Origin of the sequence: Streptomyces sp. NPDC002889 (genome assembly GCF_042888425.1) — a bacterium.
Classification (GTDB): domain Bacteria; phylum Actinomycetota; class Actinomycetes; order Streptomycetales; family Streptomycetaceae; genus Streptomyces.
In genome coordinates, this window is the sequence record NZ_JBIAPT010000003.1 from 128,248 (window position 1) to 145,900 (window position 17,653).

Consider the following 17,653-nt stretch of genomic DNA (forward strand, 5'->3'; position numbering starts at 1 on the left):
TGGAAAGACCTTCCGAGCAACGGGAGTTGTGGTGTCGGTCACCTTCTCCCGGGGCGGCCGCCACCTTCCAGGAACGGCTCGAGCACCCCCGGCACCGCGTCGGCCGCGAACGCCAGGACCTCGCCCTCGGCCGCGTCGTACACGTCGTACGCCCCCGTACCCGCCGCTGTCGTGGCCGTCAGCGTGGACAGGCCGACCCGGCGCTGGAAGAACGACTGCTTGACCGTCCATCCGATCACCCCGCTCCGCTGCAACGCCACCGTGGTGCGGCGCATCGTGCCCGAGCGGGCCACCAGGTAGTCGCCGCTGATGCCGTGCCCCAGGCTGCGATAGGCATCCAGCGCCAGGAGCACCGCCGCCGGAACCGCCACCACCGCACACGCCGCCGCGATGTACAGCAGTACGGGGGTGAGCAGCGTGCCCAGCAGCGCCAGGACCGCCACCGGAAGCAGCGCCGTCACGAGCGCCCAGCGCAGCCTGCGGCCGCGCGCGGCCCTCGGGTGGGCGGTCAGCCGGGCCGCGACGGTCGGGGCGGTGGCCTCGCGCAGCACCTGGGCCGCGACCTCGCTCGCCACCTCCCGGGGCACGGCGGGCAACAGCGTCCTGTGGGCGGCGCCCTCGTCCTCGCCGTCCCCCACGAGTCCGGTGGCGACGGCGTCCACACGTGCCGCGCCGAACAGCCGCACGCCCAGCGGCTCGACGAGCTCGACGCCGCGCAGTCGCCGTTCCTCGATGGAGGTCGACCGTGCGGTGAACAGGCCCCTGCGCACCCGCAGGGTCCCGCCCGGCTCCCGCTCCAGCCGGTAGTTCCACCACATCTCGATCCAGAGCCCGAGCGCGCCGATCACGCCCGCGGCGAGCGCCGCGGCGGCCGACACCACGATCATCCACACGACAGGAGTGTCACGAAAGCGGTCCCCGACCCAGTCGATGACCTCGCCCTGGGCCCCGAACCACTCGCTGACCTGCATCACACTGCCGACCGCCGTACCACCCAGCACAGGGGCGACGAACGACACCGGCGCATACCGGATCCAGCCCGGGTCGAGGGAGGCCAGCAGGCCCTCGCGGTGGGTCCCGGGCGGCCCGGCGGCGGCCCGGGACAGCAGGGCCGTACGCAGCCGCTCCCCCTCGGCCCTGGTGACCGCGTCGAGTTCCAGGGTGGACTCGCCGCCTCCGGTCTGTTCGCCGGTGCCGATGCGCACCTGGACGAGGCCGAGGACGCGCAGCAGCACATTGGCGGTGAGATCGACGCTGCGGATGCGCTCACGGGCCAGGGAGCGCTGCTTGACCAACAGCAGGCCGGTGTGGAGTTCGGCGCGCTCGGGGCCTATGCGATAGCGGGTCCGGCGCCAGCGCACATAGTCGGCACCTGTGCCGGCGGCGATGACCAGGGCGGCCCCGGCCAGCACCCAGCCGAGTGCCTGCCCGAGCGGCATGCCTCCGGCGAGGCCGAGCAGGGTGGGCAGCCCCGCGCCGCCCGCCACGCCGACCGTGACACACGCGGTGACCAGCACCGTGCGTCTGTCGAGACGCTGCCACGGAGTCCCGGGCTCCACCGGATCCTGCGGTGAGGCACTCATGTGGCGTCCCCGGGCGTGGCCTGGGTGATGCGGGTCAGCTGCTCGGCGAGCCGCGCCGCGAGCTCGTGATCAAGGCCCTCTATCTTGATCGCCCCCTTGGAGGAGGCGGTCGTGACGATGACCGTGGCCAGCCTGAAGAGCTGTTCCACGGGCCCCCGGACGGTGTCCACCGTCTGGATCCGGGACATGGGCGCGATCCGCCACTCCTGCCAGAACGCGCCCGTGCGGACGTACACCGCCTCGTCGGTGACCTCCCAGCGGTGCACCCGGTACCACCAGGCGGGGAAGAACGCGGTACAAGCCAGTCCCAGTACCGCGAGCACCCCCGCCGACAGCAGCAGCCACGGCCGTGCGGGCGTGATGAGAGCACCCGGCACGGCCAGTACGGCCACCGGGACCGCGGTCAGCAGCAGCCACTGCACCCGCCACAGGCCGACGACCCGCCGGGCCGGCGCGTTGTTCGGCGGCCGCAGCCGCACCGCGGCCGCCGCCTCCCCCGTCTCCCCCCTCATGGGATCGGCTCCCCCTACGCCTTGCGGGCGTGGGTGGACCCCGCACGCAGGGCGCGGTACCTGCCCACGAGTGCCGAGGTGGAACTGTCCAACTCCTCGCCGCCCTCGCCCCCGGTCAGCACCGGCTCGATCTTCTTGGCGAGTACCTTTCCGAGCTCGACGCCCCACTGGTCGAAGGAGTCGATGTTCCAGATCGCGCCCTGGACGAACACCTTGTGCTCGTACAGTGCGACCAACTGGCCCAGCACGGAGGGGCTGAGCTCGTCCGCGAGGATCGTCGTGGTCGGGTGGTTGCCCGGGAAGGTCTTGTGCGGGACCAGCTTCTCGGGCACGCCCTCCGCACGGACCTCCTCGGGCGTCCTGCCGAAGGCCAGGGCCTGGGTCTGGGCGAAGAAGTTGGCCATCAGCAGGTCGTGCTGGGCGGCCAGACCGGGCGGCAGTTCGTCGACCGGCTTCGCGAAGCCGATGAAGTCCGCCGGAATGACCTTGGTGCCCTGGTGGAGCAACTGGTAGTAGGCATGCTGCCCGTTGGTGCCGGGCGTGCCCCACACGACCGGACCGGTCTGCCACTCGACGCGGTTGCCGTCCCGGTCGACCGACTTGCCGTTGGACTCCATGTCCAGCTGCTGGAGATACGCGGTGAACTTCGACAGGTAGTGCGAGTAGGGCAGCACCGCGTGCGACTGGGCATCGAAGAACTCGTTGTACCACACACCCAACAGGCCCATCACCATGGGCGCGTTGGCCTCGGCCGGTGCCGTGCGGAAGTGCTCGTCGACCAGGTGGAAGCCGTCCAGCATCTCGCGGAACCGGTCCGGGCCGATCGCGATCATGAGGGAGAGGCCGATCGCCGAATCGTACGAGTAGCGGCCGCCGACCCAGTCCCAGAACTCGAACATGTTGGCCGTGTCGATCCCGAAGTCGGCGACCTTGGCGGCGTTGGTCGACAGGGCCACGAAGTGCTTGGCGACAGCGTCCTGTCCGGCACCGAGACCGGTGAGCAGCCAGTCCCGCGCGGAGGTGGCGTTGGTGATGGTCTCGATGGTGGTGAAGGTCTTGGAGGCGATGATGAACAGCGTCTCGGCCGGGTCCAGGTCCTGTAGCGCCTCGTGCAGATCGGCTCCGTCGACGTTCGACACGAAACGGAACGTCAGGTCGCGGGCGGTGTAGGAGCGCAGCACCTCGTAGGCCATCGCCGGCCCGAGGTCCGAGCCGCCGATGCCGATGTTCACCACGTTCTTGATGCGCTTGCCGGTATGGCCGGTCCACTCGCCCGAGCGGACCCTGTGCGAGAAAGCGGTCATCTTGTCGAGCACCGCGTGGACGGCGGGCACCACGTTCTCGCCGTCGACCTCGATCACCGCGTCGCGCGGGGCGCGCAACGCGACGTGCAGTACGGCGCGGTCCTCGGTGGTGTTGATCTTCTCGCCCCGGAACATCGCGTCCCGCAGCTCCGCGACGCCGGTGGCCGCGGCCAGTTCGCGCAGGAGCGTCAGGGTCTCGTCGGTGACCAGCTGCTTGGAGTAGTCGAGGTACAGATCGCCGACCTGGAGGGTGTACTCGCTGCCGCGCGCCGCGCCGGCGGCGAACAGCTCCCGCAGATGCGTCTCCCCCAGCTGTTCGCGGTGCTTGCCGAGGGCGATCCATTCGGAGGTCTGGTTGAGCCTGGTACGGCCTTCTGCGTTCATCTCGGACATCAGCCCACTTCTTCTCGTACCTGCATGCCCCGCTGCGGTTCCAAACCTAATTGATCAGCCCGGTCAGTGAGGCGACAGCCGGGACGAAGAGCCCCGCGGCGAGCAGGGCGGGGGTGTTCGCTCCCCAGGCGGCGGCCGCCGCACCGCCCGCGAGGGCGCCGAGCGGAGCCCCGGCCACCGCGAGGGTGCGAAACGCGGAGCTGATGCGGCCGAGCATCGCCGCCGGGCTGCGCTCCTGCGTCAGCGTGGTCTGGTTGACGTTCCACACCATGCCCATGACGGCGAACACCGCCATCGCGGCGATGGTCGCCCACAGCGCGCGCACGGATCCCATCGCGACCAGGCATCCGGTCTGTACGACCCCGGCGGCGAAGACGCTCCGTATTCGCCCGAACCTCTCGGACAGCCTGCGGGCCAGCAGCCCGCCTGCGACACTGCCCGCCCCGAAGGCGGTGATCACCGCCGCGTACCCGGCGTGCCCCGCATCCAGCCAGACCGTCACGTGCACCACGAGCGTGGCGATGAGTGCCCCCATGCCGATGTTGCACAGCGTGGTGGCCGTGCAGAGCCCCCGCAGTGCACGGTCCCGCCACAGATGGCGCAGGCCTTCGGCGATCTCGCCGCGCAGGGTGCTGCCGCCCGCTCGGGGCGCCTGCTCGGGCGCGGCCGCCCGCAGGGAGGCGATCAGGGCCGCGGCCAGCACATAGGTCGCCGCGTCCGCCGCGTACGGCACGGCGGCGCCGGCGACCAGCAGCACAGGAACCGCCGGGGCGGCCAGGAAGCCGCCCGCGATCTGCTGTGCGGTCATCAGCCGGGCGTTGGCGCTGCCCAGGGATCCCTCGGGAACCAGGGACGGCAGCAGGGCCGTGGCGGCGTTGTCGAAGAGGGTCTGGAAGGTGGTGAGCGCGAAGGCGAGGCCGAGCAGCAGGGCGATCGACGCGCTGTCCAGCCATACGGCCAGTGCGAAGGCGGCCATCAGGGCGCCCCTGAGCAGATCGACGGCCCACATCGCCCGCCGCTGGTCCACCCGGTCGGCCACCGCGCCGCCGAGCAGCCCGAACAGCAGCCAGGGCAGATAGCCGAACGCGGTCACGGAGGCGATCAGCATTGGGTCGTCGGTCAGCGCGGCGGCGAGCAGCGGCAGCGCGGCGGTCCGCAGCGCGTCGCCGAACCGGGACACCACCGCGGCCGTCCACAGCCGGCCGAATCCCCCGCGCCACGCGGGAGTTCCTGTCCGTGCCACTTCGGTGGCCGCCACAAGGCCCCCCTTCCGGTCCGATGATGCAGACCGTACGGGGTGCCACCGACAACGGCCGGGGGCCGGCCGGGCGCCAACGCGAAAGTCCGGCCGTCACCCTCAGGTGTCGACCGGACCTCAAGCTCTAGATCTCGCCCCGCAGTTTGGCGAGCGCCTCGGCGAGGATCGCTTCGCCGTCCGCGTCGCTGCGCCGCTCCCGTACATAGGCGAGGTGCGTCTTGTACGGCTCGGTGCGCGGCGGGTCCGGGGGGTTGTCCCGGTCCTGACCGGCCGGGAACCCGCAGCGCGGGCAGTCCCACGTCTCCGGGACCTGTGCGTCACTGGCGAAGCTCGGCTGCGTCTCGTGCCCGTTCGAGCACCAGAAGGAGATGCGCAGGCGCGGCGCGGACTCGCCTCGCTCAGCCTCGCCCATCGGCCCCGCTCCGACCCGGCTTCCCCGGATCGCGTTGCCACTTGCCACGGTCGTAACTCCCTGCGTGATGGTGCTGCACAGCGTCTCACAGCGGCTGCGCCGCGAGTGCCCCAGTCTACGTAAGGCCCAACGCTCGTCCAGTGATTGGAGTTACACCAAGCTCGGGACGGGAAAGACTCCAGGTCAGCTGTCGAGCTTCATCAGCAGACCAAGTACGACAATGCACGCGAACCACAGCAGACCGACCACGACGGTGATGCGGTCGAGGTTGCGCTCGGCGACCGAGGAGCCGCCGACGGAGGACTGCATTCCGCCACCGAACATGTCGGAGAGACCGCCGCCCTTGCCCTTGTGCATCAGCACCAGCAGCATCAGCAGCGAACTGAAGACGATCAGGGCGATCGAGAACCCCAAAACCACGGCTGGACCAACTTCCTAGGACTGATATGGACGACGGGGGCCGGCTCGGTGAGCTCGGCCCCCGCAAGACTACGACGTGAAGGCCCATTCCGACGACCCACGTCCCGGGTTCGGTCCCCCTGCTCGCCGCAGGCGGGAGCAGGGGACCACGCCGGCGCCTCTTACTGGTCGCGGAACCGGACGATCTTGACGAACTCGTCCGCGTCCAGCGACGCACCGCCCACCAGCGCGCCGTCCACATCGGGCTGCGACATGATCGCGGCGATGTTCCCGGCCTTCACCGAGCCGCCGTACTGGATGCGGACCTTGTCGGCCAGCTCCTGCGAGTACAGCTCGGCGAGGCGACCGCGGATCGCCCCGCAGACCTCCTGGGCGTCCTCGGGCGTGGCGACCTCGCCGGTGCCGATGGCCCACACCGGCTCATAGGCGATGACGATGGACTCGGCCTGCTCGGCCGGGATGTCCTTCAGGCCGCCGTCGATCTGGGCGAGCGTGTACGGAACCTGGTCGCCCGCCTTGCGGATCTCCAGGCCCTCGCCGACGCACAGGATCGGGGTCAGGCCGTGCCGGAAGGCGGCCTTCACCTTGGCGTTGCAGATCTCGTCCGTCTCGGCGTGGTACTGACGGCGCTCGGAGTGGCCCACGGCCACGTAGGTGCAGTTCAGCTTGGACAGCATGGAGCCCGAGATCTCGCCGGTGTAGGCACCGGAGTCGTGCGCCGAGAGGTCCTGGGCGCCGTACTTGATCTTGAGCTTGTCGGCGTCGACCAGGGTCTGGACTGACCGCAGGGCGGTGAACGGCGGCAGTACGGCGACCTCGGCGGCGTCGTAGTCCTTGTCCGTGAGGGCGAACGCGAGCTTCTGGACGTGCGCGATGGCCTCGAGGTGGTTGAGGTTCATCTTCCAGTTGCCCGCCATCAGCGGGGTACGGGTGCTCATCAGGGGATCAGTCCTCCAGTGCGGCGAGGCCGGGAAGCGTCTTGCCCTCGAGGTACTCGAGGCTGGCGCCGCCACCGGTCGAAATATGGCCGAATGCGTTCTCGTCGAAACCGAGCGTGCGCACGGCGGCGGCCGAGTCGCCACCGCCGACGACGGTGAAGGCGGAGCTGTCGACGAGCGCCTGGGCGATCGCGCGGGTGCCGCCGGCGTAGTCGGGGTGCTCGAAGACGCCCAGCGGACCGTTCCAGAAGACGGTCTCGGCATCGGCGACCTTCGAAGCGTACAGCTCACGCGTCCTCGGGCCGATGTCCAGGCCCTCCATGTCGGCGGGGATGGCGTCCGCATCGACGATGACGAATTCGGCCGGGGCCTTGGTCTTCAGGTCCGGGAACTCGCCCGAGGCCAGGATGTCGACCGGCAGCACGAGCTCGACGCCGTTCTTCTCGGCGCGCTCCATGTACTCGGTCACGGTCGGGATCTGGTCCTCCTGGAGGAGGGAGATGCCGACCTCGTAGCCCTTGGCCTTGAGGAACGTGTACGCCATGCCGCCGCCGATCAGCAGCCGGTCGGCCTTGGAGAGCAGCGCGTCGATGACGGCGAGCTTGTCGGAGACCTTGGCGCCGCCGAGGACGACCACGTACGGACGTGTGACGTCCTCCGTGAGCTTCTTCAGCACAGCGACCTCGGCCTGGATGAGGTAGCCGGCAGCGTGCGGCAGGCGGGCCGGGAGGTCGTACACGGAGGCGTGCTTGCGATGCACGGCGCCGAAGCCGTCGCCGACGTACAGATCGGCGAGGGCGGCGAGCTGGTCGGCGAAGGCGCCGCGCTCGGCGTCGTCCTTGGACGTCTCGCCGGGGTTGAAGCGGAGGTTCTCGAGGACGGCGACCTGCCCGTCGGCGAGAGACGCGACGACGGAGGTCGCGGACTCGCCGACCGTGTCGGTCGCGAAGGCGACATCGGTGCCGAGCAGTTCACCGAGCCGCGCGGCGGCCGGGGCGAGCGAGAACGCGGGGTCCGGGGCCCCCTTGGGGCGTCCCAGGTGCGAGGCGACGACGACACGCGCCCCCGCCTCCGCAAGCTTGGTGACGGTCGGCAGCACCGCGCGGATGCGGCCGTCGTCGGTGATGGTGGTGCCGTCGAGCGGCACATTGAGGTCGGCGCGGACGAATACCCGCTTGCCCGCGACCCCGTCGGCCAGGAGTTGGTCGATCGTCTTCATGAATTACGGCTCCTCGGAGGGCTGGACATGCGACAGGGCTCGAACGGCGCCGCATTGCGCTGCCCAAGCCCTGTCGCTCACATCGTGGTGCTCTCGTTGCAGATCAGACGGTGCAGATCAGAGCTGACCGCCGACGAAGACCGTGAGGTCCACGAGACGGTTGGAGTAGCCCCACTCGTTGTCGTACCAGCCGACGACCTTGACCTGCTTGCCCTGGACCATGGTCAGGCCGGAGTCGAAGGTGCAGGAGGCCGGCCAGTTCACGATGTCCGAGGAGACGATCGGGTCCTCGGTGTAGTCCAGGATGCCCTGGAGCTGGCCCTCCGCGGCCTTCTGGAACGCGGTGTTGATCTCGTCCTTGGTGACCTCGCGGTCGAGCTCCAGGACCAGGTCGGTGACCGAGCCGGTCGGGACCGGGACGCGCATCGCGATGCCGTCCAGCTTGCCCTTGAGCTGCGGAAGGACCAGGGCGGTGGCCTTGGCGGCACCCGTCGAGGTCGGGATGATGTTCTCCGCGGCGGCGCGGGCGCGACGCAGGTCGGAGTGCGGGAAGTCCAGGATGCGCTGGTCGTTCGTGTACGCGTGGACCGTGGTCATCATGCCCTTGACGATGCCGAAGTTCTCGTCCAGAACCTTGGCCATCGGCGCCACACAGTTGGTGGTGCAGGAGGCGTTGGAGATGACGTGGTGGTTGGCCGCGTCGTACTTCTCCTGGTTGACGCCCATCACGATGGTGATGTCCTCGTCCTTGGCCGGAGCCGAGATGAGGACCTTCTTGGCGCCGCCGGCGATGTGCTTCTCGGCGTCGGCCTTCTTGGTGAAGATGCCGGTCGACTCGATGACGATGTCGACGCCCAGCTCACCCCACGGGATGTCGGCGGGGTTGCGCTCGGAGAGCACCTTGATGGTGTGACCGTCGACCGTGATGGTGTCGGCGGTGTGGCTCACCTCTGCCTTGAGGCGGCCCAGGATGGTGTCGTACTTCAGCAAGTGCGCCGTGGTCGCAGTGTCACCCAGGTCGTTGACAGCCACGATCTCGATGTCTGCACCCTGCTCCAGCAGCGCGCGGAAGTAGTTACGACCGATGCGGCCAAAGCCGTTGATGCCTACGCGGATCGTCACGAACCGATCTCCTCGTTGGTACGCCGGGTTTCGACGCCGGCGAGCTGTATGGGATGTCCCCGACCGCCTATGACCCTACCCCCCAAGAAGCCCCGGAGTGACATCGAGAGGGCCCGTGCACGCCGCGGCGGCTTGTACCCGTCAGTAGGTGCAAGCCGCCGCGTCGTACGCCGGGGTCCGGGGCCTGGTCCGGCCCCGGACCTGGCGGGATGTGCGGACGCTAGGGCTTCAGGGCGCTCAGGGCTCCGGCGACGATCCGCCGGCGGTCGGCAGCCGCCGGCACATGCTCCAGGCCGAAACCGAGCAGCACGCTGTCACCCGTGGTGATCGCTGCCGCGGACGGATACAGGTCCTGGCTGCGCTCCCAGTTGCCGCGCAGGGCCGGGCTGCCCTGCGCGGGGCCGGCCGCCGCCCACGGGCCGAGCGAGGCCTCGAAGCCGTCGGTGACCTGCTCGCCACCCCCGGTCACCAGCATGGTGTCGTCGACGAAGACGCCGCGGCCGCCGTCGCCGGGGTCGGTGATGTACGACAGGGAGACCTCGATCTGCTTGCCCGCGTAGGCGCTCAGATCGAACGAGGTGGCCCGCCAGCCGTTGGAGGCTCCGGTGAAGGAGTTCCAGCTGCCGGTGGTGCCGCTCGCCGTGCAGCCGTCCGCACCGACGGTGAGGTAATGCCGCAGGAACGGATGCTGATTGACGTAGAAGCCCCCGTCGCACTGGGTCGGCACCGTGGTGCTGGTGCCGCCGCCGGTGTCCGGCAGGGTCGTCCAGTCGTCCTGGCCGACCGTATGCACCTCGAGGACCGCGTTGTCGTAGCCGGGCTCGGTGTTGAAGCTCAGGGCCATCGCGAGCGCGGGCTTGTCGGCCGTGGCCGTGCCGCTGAGGTCGATCGTGCGGGACAGCCGCATCCAGGACCCGTTGAGGTGGGTGGCTGCCGCGTACCAGTCGCCCTCGTACGGCGAGAAGGGCATCCGCACGCCCGGATAGCCGCCCGCGGCCGTGCTGCGGAACTGCGGGAACTGCGAGGGCGGCAGTGTGTCCGAGGTGATCGTGTACGCGCCCGCGGCGTCCAGTGGGTTGCCGGGCGCGCCGGCCAGTGCTCCGGAGCGGCCGGCCAGGCGTCCGGTGCCCAGGAAGCCCGTGACCCCGGCGAGCGAGGCACGTCCCGAGGCGCCGAGGTAGTACTGGGCGAAGTCGTCGCTCAGCGCACCGCCGAGATTGGCGTTGCCGCCGGCGCGCTCACCCGCGGTGACCAGCTTGCCGCCCTCGTTGAGATAGGCGCGTACGGCCTGGGTGGTGGGCCAGGAGGGGGCTGCCGCGCCTGTGTACCAGACGACGGATGTGAAGTGGCCGAGCACACCGAGCGGATGCGGGGCGCCCTGGGTGGCGACGTCCCAGACGGCACTGCGCCGCTTGTTGTCGGCCAGTGCCTTCGTGTACACAGCTGTGTGCCGGGCCGGTTCGGTGCCGCCCTCCTCGGCGATCACCAGCGTGTCACCACGCGGACGTTCGGCGATCGTGTACGTGAAGTGCTCGCTGGCAGTGGGCTTTCCGGCCTTGGTCTCACCGGTGAACCAGACCTCGATCTTGTCGCCGACGTCACCGTCCTGCACCTTGGCGCGGTACTCGTCGAAGCGGATGTTGTCGTCGCCGCCGAATCTCTCGCCCCCCTTCCACGGCCTGAGCGCCTGGTCGTGGACGGGCCCGCCGTTGACGCGGTACCTGAGCTCCTTGTCGCGCACCGATCTGCGGGCGGTGACGGACACCTCCTGGTCGCCGTCACGGGCGTAGGAGAGGGTGAAGGGGTCGGGGGTGAAGTCCGCGGCCTCGAGGCCCAGCACGGAGGACGGCTGGTCGGGGTGGGCGGCGGTCTCGGCGACGGAGAGCGCGAACGGGATGTTCTTGGCGAACTCCTGCTGGATCAGCTTCTCGTCGTCGGGGAACGTGAAGACGGATGCGCAGTCGGCCGCGTTCCAGGGATCGTCGGGGTCGATCCGGGAAACGGTGGCGCAGGTCGACATCTCCGGGGTGTACATCATCATCCCGTTGACGTTGGCCGCGTGGCCGTCGGCCTCGCCGTTGGTGGTGTAGAGCTCGGAGGAGACCTGGGGCCGGTAGCCGGGGATCGCCGAGTTGGCCGGCGTGCCCGCCAGTGACTCGTACAGCACGTCGTCCGGTGTAGGGGTGGCGACCTGCCAGCCGACGCCGTAGAGCAGCAGTTCGGCCGCGGAGTGGTAGTTGATTCCGTAGGCGAACCCGATGCGCTTCTGGAAGGCGTCGATGGCCTTGGTCTCGGGCTCGGACGCCGGGCCGGTGCCGCGATAGGTCTCGTCGAACGGATCGGGCGACGAACCCTCGTTGTCGTAGCCCCACTTGTAGGTGAAGTTGCGGTTGAGGTCGACGCCGTCGCCGACGGCGACGGTGCCGTCGCCGTTGTTGTCACGCAGGTTCTTGCGCCACTGCCGCTGGGCGGTGCCGGTGAAGGTGTAGTCGTAGCCGTCGGGGTTGGCGGAGAGCACGAACCACAGCTCGGTGGAGTCCACGATCCTGGTGATCTGCGGGTCCTTGCCGTAGCCCGCCAGGTAGTGGTGCATCAGCCGCCGGGTCATCTCCGGGGTGATCCACTCACGGGCGTGCTGGTTGGACATGTACAGCGTGGCCGGTCTGGAGCCGTCCTTTTGCTTCTTGGCGCCCTTGGAGATCTTGAGCGCCAGGATGTCCTGGCCCTTGACCGTCCTGCCGATGCTGACGACCTTGGTGAGGGCGGGGTTGGCCTTGGCGGTGGCGAGGATCTCGCTCTTGAGGCCGCCTTCGCCGCTGTACGGGCGGAAGACACCGTCACCCGCCGCGGCGGCGCGCCGTTCGGCCGCGGCGGGGACGGAGTGCTCCGTGATGCCGACGCCCTGCTCACGCAGCTCACCGGCCTGTCGCTTCGTCAGATAGAGCTCGACGGTGGCGGTTCCCTTGGCGGGCACCTGTTCGGTCAGCTCATGGCCGTCGGCACCTGCCGCGAGGATCAGCGGCACCTGTGCCCTGGTGACTTTCGCATGCCATACGGAGAGTTCTTCACCGTTGCCGCCACCGGGCTCGGCCTGCGCGATCGGCGCCGCCGAGAGTCCGGCAATCAGCAGTGAAGCCGCAGCGAGGATCGATCTCGCTCTGCGTCTCATCAGCCCCCCTTGCTGTTGTCTGCCACGAAAGTGAACAAGCGCCAGGCTCATGACTCTCCATGATCATGTCAATAGGGTCGAACAGGCCGGAAACACGGCTGCCGACGCCTCAACAGGCGTCGGCAGCAAAGCTGTTGAGCTGCATGCCGGTCGGACTCAGCCGACGAGACCGTCCGCCAGCTCCTCGGACAGGTTGGACTCAGTACCCGGAATACCGAGGTCCTGGGCCCGCTTGTCGGCCATGGCCAGCAGCCGGCGGATACGGCCCGCGACCGCGTCCTTGGTCAGCGGCGGGTCGGCGAGCGCGCCCAGTTCCTCCAGGGAGGCCTGCTTGTGCTCCATACGCAGCCGGCCCGCGGCGGCGAGGTGCTCGGGCACCTCCTCGCCGAGGATCTCCAGGGCACGCTGGACCCGCGCGCCCGCGGCGACCGCGGCCCGGGCCGAACGGCGCAGATTGGCGTCGTCGAAGTTGGCGAGGCGGTTGGCGGTGGCCCGCACCTCGCGCCGCATCCGGCGCTCCTCCCAGGCCAGCACCGACTCATGGGCGCCCAGCCGGGTCAGCAGCGCACCGATCGCGTCACCGTCGCGTACGACCACCCGGTCCACGCCCCGCACCTCGCGCGCCTTGGCGGCGATGGAGAGCCTGCGGGCGGCACCCACCAGGGCGAGGGCGGCCTCCGGGCCGGGGCAGGTGACCTCGAGCGAGGAGGAGCGGCCGGGCTCGGTCAGCGAGCCGTGGGCCAGGAACGCGCCGCGCCAGGCAGCCTCCGCGTCACAGGTGGCGCCGGAGACGACCTGCGGCGGCAGCCCGCGGATCGGACGGCCGCGGCCGTCGACCAGACCGGTCTGGCGGGCCAGCTGGTCACCGCCCGCCACCACCCGAACGACGAAGCGCGAGCCACGGCGAAGCCCGCCGGGAGCCATCACCATCAGCTCTGAGCTGTGCCCGAAGATCTCCAGGATGTCGCGCTTGAGCCGGCGCGCCGCGATCCCGGTGTCCAGCTCCGCCTCGATCACAATGCGCCCGCTCACCAGGTGCAGCCCGCCCGCGAACCGCAGGATCGACGAGACCTCCGCCTTTCTGCAGCAGGTCCGGGTGACGGGGAGCCGGGAAATTTCGTCCTTCACCGCAGCCGTCATCGCCATGGGCCGATCCTTCCATGCATCCGAAAAATACGGTCGTACGCGGCGGCCAGCAGCTCCGGGTCGTGCTTCGAAGCTCCGCCAGAGGCTTCGCCCTGGGAGGGGCTCCCGGGCGAGGCCACTGGAGCCAGCTCGACCGTGGCGCCCAGCCGACTGGCCGCCACGGCGAGGGACTCTCGGTCGGGCACCGCGGCCTCATCGGCCAGCACCACGTCCAGGGCGAGTTTAGGGGCGTGTCGCCCCAAAACCTCCAAATGACGCTGCGGGGAGAAGCCATCTGTTTCTCCCGGCTGAGGCGCGAGGTTGAGGGAGAGGACCCGGCGCGCCTTGGTCGCGACCAGCGCGTCGAGCAACTCCGGCACCAGCAGATGCGGGATCACCGAGGAGAACCAGGAGCCGGGGCCGAGAACCACCCAGTCGGCGTCCAGGACCGCCTCGACGGCCTCGGGCACGGCCGGCGGGTCGTTCGGGACGAGATGCACGGACTGCACCTCGCCCGGGGTGAGCGCGACGGTGGCCTGGCCGCGGACCGTGTCCACATCGTCCGGGCGCGCCGGATCGTGCCCCCGTACCAGCGCCTGGAGCTCCAGCGGCACCGCCGACATGGGCAGCACCCGGCCATGCGCGCCCAGCAGCTTGCCGACCAGGTCCAGGGCCTGGACATGATCGCCGAACTGCTCCCACAGGGCCACGATCAGCAGATTGCCGACCGCGTGTTCATGCAGGTCGCCCTTGGACTGGAAGCGGTGCTGGATGACCCGGGCCCAGGTCTGGCCCCAGTCGTCGTCGCCGCACAGCGCCGCGAGCGCCTTGCGCAGGTCGCCGGGCGGCAGTACACCCAGTTCCTCGCGCAGTCGCCCGCTGGAGCCGCCGTCGTCGGCGACGGTGACGACCGCGGTGAGGTCGCCGGTGATGCGGCGCAGGGCCGCGAGCGAGGCCGACAGGCCCATGCCGCCGCCCAGGGCGACCACCTTGGGCTGTGCGCCGCGCTTGCGCGACGACAGCACGTGGGTGGATCTGCGCAGCCGCCGCAGACGGAGGTTGCGTCCGGTCACTCGCGCCCCATGTCCCGGTGGACCACGACGGTCTCGACCCCGGCGCCCGTGAGCCGGGCCGCCAGCTTCTCGGAGGTCGCGACGGAGCGGTGCTTGCCGCCGGTGCAGCCGACGGCGATCGTGACGTACCGCTTGCCCTCGCGCCGGTAGCCCGCCGCGATCAGCTGGAGCAGCTCGGTGTAGCTGTCCAGGAACTCCTTCGCGCCGGGCTGGTTGAAGACATAGTTCGAGACCTCTTCGTTGAGGCCCGTGAAGGGGCGCAGCTCCGGCACCCAGTGCGGGTTCGGCAGGAAGCGCATGTCGACGACGAGGTCCGCGTCGACGGGCAGGCCGTACTTGAACCCGAACGACATCACGGTGGCCCGCAGCTCGGGCTCCTCGTCGCCCGCGAACTGGGCGTCCATCTTGGCGCGCAGCTCGTGCACGTTCAGGCTGGAGGTGTCGATCACCAGGTCGGCGTCGCCCCGCAGCTCACGCAGCAGATCGCGCTCGGCGGCGATGCCGTCGACGATCCGGCCGTCGCCCTGGAGCGGGTGCGGGCGGCGGACCGACTCGAAACGGCGCACCAGGGCGTCGTCGGACGATTCGAGGAACACGATCCGCCGGGTGACCTGCTTGGCGTCGAGGTCGGCCAGGGATTCGCGGAGGTTGTCGAAGAACCGCCGGCCGCGCACGTCGACGACGACGGCGATCCGCGCGACGTTGCCCTGCGAGCGGGCGCCGAGCTCCACCATGGTGGGGATCAGCGCGGGCGGCAGGTTGTCCACGACGAACCAGCCGAGGTCCTCCAGGCACTTCGCCGCCGTACTGCGTCCGGCACCCGACATTCCGGAGATGATCACCAGCTCGGGGATGGCGGCGTCCGCCGCGGCCTCGCCGGGCTCGGTTGCGTTGCCCGTACTCACGTCTGCTGCTCCGTCTCCATCGTGCTCAGTCATGTCGCGCTGCCCCCGTCGTTCTCTTCAATGATCTCTCCAGTTGCCGTATTCACGGCAGGGGCGGCCGGAGCCGCCTGCGCCAGGGCCGCCACCACGGACTCCGCGGTCTTGCGGCCCATGCCGGGCACCTCGCAGATCTGCTCGATTGTCGCCTGCCGCAAGCGCTTCACCGAGCCGAAATGCTTGATCAGAGCCTGTTTCCGGGCCTGCCCGAGCCCTGCGACCGCATCCAGCGGACCGGTCCGGATGCGCGTGGTGCGCTTGGAGCGCTGATAGCGGATGGCGAAATCGTGAGCTGTGTCACGGACCCGCTGGAGGAGGTACAGCCCTTCGCTGGAGCGGGGCAGCACGACGGGGTCGGCGTCGTGCGGCAGCCACACCTCCTCCAGGCGCTTGGCCAGACCACAGACGGCGACGTCGTCGATGCCGAGCTCGTCCAGGGCCCGCTGGGCGGCCGCGACCTGCGGCGCCCCGCCGTCGACGACGACGAGCTGGGGCGGGTAGGCGAATTTCCTGGGCCTGCCGTCGTCAGGCGCTTCGTCCGGGACATCGTCGCCGATCCACTCCCCCGTCCTGTCCTTCTCGGCCAGATAGCGCTTGAAGCGGCGGGTGACCACCTCGTGCATGGACCGGACGTCGTCCTGCCCCTCGAAGCCCTTGATCTGGAAGCGGCGGTACTCGCTCTTGCGGGCCAGACCGTCCTCGAAGACGACCATGGACGCCACGACGTCCTCGCCCTGGAGATGGGAGATGTCGAAGCACTCGATGCGCAGCGGAGCAGAGTCCAGGCCGAGCGCCTCGGCGATCTCCTCCAGGGCACGGGAGCGGGTGGTCAGATCGCTGGCGCGCTTGGTCTTGTGCAGCGCGAGCGCCTGCAGGGCGTTGCGCTGGACCGTCTCCATCAGGTCCTTCTTGTCGCCGCGCTGCGGAATGCGCAGGGACACGTTCGCCCCGCGGCGCCCGCTCAGCCACTGGGTGACGGCGTCCGTGTCCTCGGGCAGCGCCGGGACGAGGACCTCCTTGGGGACGGCGTCGCCGCTCTCCTCGCCGTACAGCTGCTGCAGGGCGTGCTCGACCAGGCCCGCGGTGTCGACGTTCTCGACCTTGTCGGTGACCCATCCGCGCTGGCCGCGCACCCGGCCCCCGCGGACGTGGAAGATCTGCACCGCGGCTTCCAGCTCGTCCTCGGCGAGAGCGATCAGATCGGCGTCGGTGGCGTCGGCGAGAACCACCGCGTTCTTCTCGAGGGCCCGCTTGAGCGCCCCTATGTCGTCACGCAGCCGGGCCGCCTTCTCGAACTCCATCTCCTCGGCGGCCGCCATCATCTGCTTCTCGAGCCTACGGATGTACGTGCCGGTGCGGCCGGCCATGAAGTCGCAGAACTCCTCGGCCAGTTCGCGGTGTTCCTCGGGAGTCACGCGGCCGACACAGGGCGCGGAGCACTTGCCGATGTAGCCGAGCAGACAGGGCCGGCCCTTTTGCACATGGTTCCTGAACACCCCTGCCGAGCAGGTGCGTACGGGGAAGACGCGGAGCATCAGGTCGACGGTCTCGCGGATCGCCCACGCGTGGCCGTAGGGACCGAAGTAGCGCACACCCTTGCGCTTGGCGCCGCGCATGACCTGGACCCTCGGGAACTCCTCGTTCAGGGTCACCGCGAGATACGGGTAACTCTTGTCGTCCCGGTACTTGACGTTGAACCGGGGATCGAACTCCTTGATCCAGGAGTACTCCAGCTGCAGCGCCTCGACCTCGGTGGAGACGACGGTCCACTCGACCGACGCGGCAGTGGTGACCATGGTGCGGGTGCGCGGGTGAAGATTGGCCAGGTCCTGGAAGTAGCTGGCAACGCGCTGGCGCAGGCTTTTGGCCTTCCCGACGTAGATCACCCGGCGGTGCTCGTCACGGAATCTGTAGACCCCCGGAGAGTCGGGGATCTCTCCCGGCTTGGGGCGATAGCTGGAGGGGTCTGCCATGCCGCCCACCCTACTGTCGGGCGGTGACAGAGCGGTCATGTCCAGGAGCCCATCCGGACAGTGCGGCGAGCACAGTCCTTGTCGGCGGCAGGTCAACACGCTTCAATGCGGGGTAACGCGGCGCTGTGAACGGTGTGGTCCGGATGTGAACACCTCCGTCCCGCCCCACCCGGAGCGCCGCTGCCGCCCACCCACAGCGGCCGGTTTGACG

14 protein-coding genes are annotated in these 17,653 nt (G+C 69.8%); all 14 read right to left on the minus strand.

Annotated features, from left to right (window positions below; all coding sequences use genetic code 11):
- Window positions 1-38 precede the first annotated feature (38 nt).
- A complete protein-coding gene (locus ACFYWI_RS05605; protein ID WP_389225566.1) occupies window positions 39-1,583 on the minus strand; it encodes a PH domain-containing protein in 1,545 nt (514 codons plus the stop codon).
- Window positions 1,580-2,095 carry a PH domain-containing protein gene (locus ACFYWI_RS05610; RefSeq protein ID WP_389225569.1) on the minus strand — a complete coding sequence of 172 codons (516 nt, stop codon included), beginning with the start codon at window positions 2,093-2,095 and terminating at the stop codon, window positions 1,580-1,582. Before ACFYWI_RS05610 ends, ACFYWI_RS05605 begins: the two co-directional genes overlap by 4 nt.
- Window positions 2,096-2,109: 14 nt before the next feature.
- On the minus strand, window positions 2,110-3,783 hold the full coding sequence (pgi, locus tag ACFYWI_RS05615) for a glucose-6-phosphate isomerase (protein WP_389226289.1): 1,674 nt from the start codon (window positions 3,781-3,783) through the stop codon (window positions 2,110-2,112).
- A 55-nt stretch (window positions 3,784-3,838) separates the two neighbouring features.
- Entirely contained in the window at window positions 3,839-5,050 is a 1,212-nt protein-coding gene (locus ACFYWI_RS05620; RefSeq protein ID WP_389225572.1) for an MFS transporter, read from the minus strand.
- 124 nt (window positions 5,051-5,174) lie between these two features.
- Window positions 5,175-5,510 (minus strand): RNA polymerase-binding protein RbpA, encoded by a 336-nt coding sequence (locus ACFYWI_RS05625; protein WP_003976875.1) that lies wholly within the window; start codon window positions 5,508-5,510, stop codon window positions 5,175-5,177.
- A gap of 135 nt (window positions 5,511-5,645) precedes the next feature.
- Window positions 5,646-5,882, minus strand: coding sequence for a preprotein translocase subunit SecG (secG, locus tag ACFYWI_RS05630; protein WP_389225575.1), 237 nt, complete (start codon window positions 5,880-5,882; stop codon window positions 5,646-5,648).
- A gap of 161 nt (window positions 5,883-6,043) precedes the next feature.
- The gene (tpiA, locus tag ACFYWI_RS05635) at window positions 6,044-6,820 is read right to left on the minus strand and encodes a triose-phosphate isomerase (protein ID WP_389225578.1); all 777 of its coding nucleotides are present in this window, start codon (window positions 6,818-6,820) and stop codon (window positions 6,044-6,046) included.
- A 7-nt stretch (window positions 6,821-6,827) separates the two neighbouring features.
- Complete coding sequence (locus ACFYWI_RS05640) at window positions 6,828-8,039, minus strand: phosphoglycerate kinase (protein WP_389225581.1); 1,212 nt, start codon at window positions 8,037-8,039, stop codon at window positions 6,828-6,830.
- A 117-nt stretch (window positions 8,040-8,156) separates the two neighbouring features.
- Entirely contained in the window at window positions 8,157-9,161 is a 1,005-nt protein-coding gene (gene gap, locus ACFYWI_RS05645; protein ID WP_389225584.1) for a type I glyceraldehyde-3-phosphate dehydrogenase, read from the minus strand.
- A gap of 220 nt (window positions 9,162-9,381) precedes the next feature.
- The gene (locus ACFYWI_RS05650; RefSeq protein WP_389225587.1) at window positions 9,382-12,330 is read right to left on the minus strand and encodes a M14 family zinc carboxypeptidase; all 2,949 of its coding nucleotides are present in this window, start codon (window positions 12,328-12,330) and stop codon (window positions 9,382-9,384) included.
- Window positions 12,331-12,486: 156 nt separating this feature from the next.
- On the minus strand, window positions 12,487-13,476 hold the full coding sequence (whiA, locus tag ACFYWI_RS05655; protein WP_389225590.1) for a DNA-binding protein WhiA: 990 nt from the start codon (window positions 13,474-13,476) through the stop codon (window positions 12,487-12,489).
- Window positions 13,467-14,528, minus strand: a complete 1,062-nt coding sequence (gene yvcK / locus ACFYWI_RS05660; RefSeq protein WP_389225593.1) for a uridine diphosphate-N-acetylglucosamine-binding protein YvcK — start codon at window positions 14,526-14,528, stop codon at window positions 13,467-13,469. The genes whiA and yvcK overlap by 10 nt, the downstream gene beginning before the upstream one ends.
- Window positions 14,525-15,466, minus strand: a complete 942-nt coding sequence (gene rapZ / locus ACFYWI_RS05665) for an RNase adapter RapZ (protein ID WP_389225595.1) — start codon at window positions 15,464-15,466, stop codon at window positions 14,525-14,527. The genes yvcK and rapZ overlap by 4 nt, the downstream gene beginning before the upstream one ends.
- Complete coding sequence (uvrC, locus tag ACFYWI_RS05670) at window positions 15,463-17,442, minus strand: excinuclease ABC subunit UvrC (RefSeq protein ID WP_389225598.1); 1,980 nt, start codon at window positions 17,440-17,442, stop codon at window positions 15,463-15,465. The genes rapZ and uvrC overlap by 4 nt, the downstream gene beginning before the upstream one ends.
- Window positions 17,443-17,653: the final 211 nt, after the last annotated feature.